This is a genomic window from Streptomyces sp. OfavH-34-F (assembly GCF_022347745.1).
Lineage (GTDB): Bacteria > Actinomycetota > Actinomycetes > Streptomycetales > Streptomycetaceae > Streptomyces.
Genome location: NZ_JAKRGC010000519.1, coordinates 1 through 2,687, shown reverse-complemented (window position 1 = coordinate 2,687; position 2,687 = coordinate 1). Strand labels below are relative to the sequence as shown.

General features: G+C 74.2%; 3 protein-coding genes and 1 pseudogene. 2 read left to right on the top strand and 2 right to left on the bottom strand.

Annotated features, from left to right (window positions below; translation table 11 throughout):
• Positions 1–268, bottom strand: a 268-nt coding sequence (locus MHW47_RS34275) for an AMP-binding protein (protein WP_239227746.1), incomplete at its 3' end; no start/stop codon positions are given.
• Positions 269–440: 172 nt separating this feature from the next.
• On the opposite strand from MHW47_RS34275, the gene MHW47_RS34270 reads away from it, so the two are divergent.
• Positions 441–1,697, top strand: coding sequence for a helix-turn-helix domain-containing protein (locus MHW47_RS34270; RefSeq protein WP_239227745.1), 1,257 nt, complete (start codon positions 441–443; stop codon positions 1,695–1,697).
• Here MHW47_RS34270 and MHW47_RS34265 read toward each other — a convergent pair.
• Positions 1,660–2,232, bottom strand: a complete 573-nt coding sequence (locus tag MHW47_RS34265) for a TetR/AcrR family transcriptional regulator (RefSeq protein WP_239227744.1) — start codon at positions 2,230–2,232, stop codon at positions 1,660–1,662. The genes MHW47_RS34270 and MHW47_RS34265 overlap by 38 nt on opposite strands.
• Before the next feature lie 107 nt (positions 2,233–2,339).
• Here MHW47_RS34265 and MHW47_RS34260 point away from each other — a divergent pair.
• Positions 2,340–2,687 (top strand): annotated as a pseudogene (locus tag MHW47_RS34260) (hypothetical protein); the annotation flags it as partial.

Sequence of the window (2,687 nt, the reverse complement as noted above, 5' to 3'; positions counted from 1 at the left end):
CGACGAGCAGCCGGGGCCGGGGCCGCGAGAGGACGGCGACCGCCCCGGCGCGCAGCGCCCCGTAGTACAGGACGGGCAGCGCGGGCAGTCCGGGCACGGCCAGCTCCACCCGGTCGCCGGGGCGCACCCCGTGGGCCAGCAGCCCTCCGGCGACGCGGGCGCTCAGCTCGTCGAGGTCGGCCAGGGTCAGCACCGGTCCGGCGCCCGGGGCCGGCCGCTCGGGGTGCGTCCGGGCGGCATCGGTCAGGACACGGGCGAGATTGGTCACGTCACTTCGCTTTCTTGCGCACACGCCGGTTTCGACACGGCGATCCTCACAGCCGGGGGCCGTCTGCGGCGATGTCGGCGCCGACAGAGTCCTCTGTAGCCGTCGACAAACACCTCGTGCGGGTTGGCTCGTTGAGGACGGGAGGCGCCGGTGACTGCCCTACGCTGACACCGTGTCGAAGAAGGAACCACGCGTCCTGGTGGCCGAACTCGCCGGGGAACTGACCCCGCGCCTCGACGCGATCGCGGCGTCGATGTCGCACCTCACGTACGAGAAGATCGACTTCTACCGGTCCATGGTGGTGGGCCCCGAGGACCTGCACGCCTCGATGCGGCTGAACGTGGGCCACATCCTGCGCCACCTCACCGACCACACCTCGACCGGTGTCGATCTGGTGGGCCCCACCGAGACCGGGCGCAAACGCGCGCTGCAGAACGCCCCGCTGCCCGAGGTGCTGCGCGCCTACCGGCTCGGCTTCCGGCACTTCTGGGAGCAACTCCTCGACGTGGCGCGGGAGAAGGGCGGGGACGCGCCGGACGCGCTGCTGGACTGCGCCTCGCACATCTGGGAACTGGCGGACGTGTACTCCTCCGCCCTCACCGACGCCTACCGCTCCACCTGCGCGGAACGCATGGTGGAGACCGACCGCAGGCGCTCCGCCCTGGTCTCCGAGCTGATCGACGGCCCCACGCTGAGCAGCGAGACCGTGTGGGAGGTCGCGCGGATGCTCGACTTCCCGTTCCAGGGGCGGTTCCTGGTCGTGGTGGCGGAGGCGCGGGCCGGCGGCGAACCGCCGCTGCCCGGTCTGGACCGGCGGCTGCGTGCCCTGGACGTGGGCCATGCCTGGCGGGCGCAGCCGGGGGCGGAGATCGGGGTGCTCTCCTGTCCGCCCCGGCAGCCGGTGGAGGAGGTCCTGGAGGCGGTGCGCGCGGTGGCGACCGGCCGGGTGGGCGTCAGCCCGCTGTACGAGCGGCTCGACCAGACCAGCCGGGCGCTGCGGTACGCGCAGGTCGCCGAGCAGTCCCTCGCGGCCGGCGGCGCGGCGGTGCGCCAGCTCGACGACACCCCGCTGACCGAGCTGGTGATGAACAACCTGGAGACGACGCAGCGCGCCGTGCAGCGCATCCTGGGCGGGGTCCTCTCGCTCTCCGAGGACGACCGCACCACCCTGCTGGCCACCGCCCGCGCCTGGCTGGAGGCGCACGGGTCGGCCGCCGAGGCGGGGCGGCGCCTCTACTGCCACCAGAACACGGTCCGCTACCGGATGCACCGCCTGGAGGAGTTCCTGCGCGGGCCGCTGGACGACCCGAAGATCGTCGCGGAACTCTCCATGGCGCTCGACGCGGTGGGCACGTTCCCGATGCTGCTGGACGCGGGCGGGCCGTTGCCGGTCAGTCCCGGTCCGGTGGGAACAGCAGCCGGCCGATGATCCGGAACACGTCCTCCGGGTCGCGGTCGCCCACCGCGTCGGACAGGTTGCCGCTGAGGAGCAGCGTGGCGAAGCCGTGGGCGAGGGACCAGGCGGCCACCCCGGTGAGCCGGGGGTCGTCCGCCGGGCCGGCGGCGGTGAGCGCGGCGACGCCCGAACGCAGGGCGGCCGTGGCGCGGTCCCTGGCGGCCAGCAGGTCCGGGTCGTCCGCGCGGAGCAGGTCCGGCCGGAACATCACCTGGAAGTACGCGGGGTGCGTCGCCGCGAACCGTACGTACGCCACGCCCCGCTCCCGCAGGTCCGGTTCGGCGGCCAGCGCGTCCGCGAACAGGCCGTAGCCCTCGGCGGCGATCGCGGTGAGCAGGCCGGTGCGGTCCTTGAAGTGATGGGCGGGGGCGGCGTGGGAGACGCCGGCCCGGCGGGCGAGGTCGCGCAGGCTGAGCGCGGCGGGGCCCTCGGCGCGGATGACGTCGAGGGCGGCGGTGAGGACGGCCCGCCGCAGGTCGCCGTGGTGGTAGGCGCGGTCGCTGGTCATGGACAGCAGGCTACGCGGGATCTAGCCGTTGACAAGTTCCGGGATCGCGCGCACCCTGGGGATCTAGGCAGTGGCTAGATGGCCGGTGTGGGACGGAAGGCGGGGTCATGTCGGAGGAACTGGGGCGCGTACGGCAGCTGTGGCATCTGCTGGAGCCGCTGCACGCGGTGCTGTACTACGCACCGGAGGCGTTCGAGGAGGCCGCCGCCCTGGGGTACGCGGTGGACGAGCGGTGGGCCAGCTACTTCGCCTGGCGCGCGGCACCGCTGGGGGAGGCCGGCGCGGACACGGTCGCGGAGGCGTTCCACAGCTTCAGCCCGCGCATGGTCGGCGCGTACGTCCCCGCCGTCTGGTCGGTCGCCGCGCCGGACGCGGTGCTCGCCGCCCGGGTCCGGGCCGTGGACCGCACGTACGCGGCGCTGCTGGGGGAGGAGACGGAGGCGCCGGGCACCGCC

Bases quoted from the DNA above. Each gene is read 5' to 3' on its own strand.
- MHW47_RS34265 (WP_239227744.1), bottom strand. From the start codon at position 2,232: ATGACCAGCGACCGCGCCTACCACCACGGCGACCTGCGGCGGGCCGTC.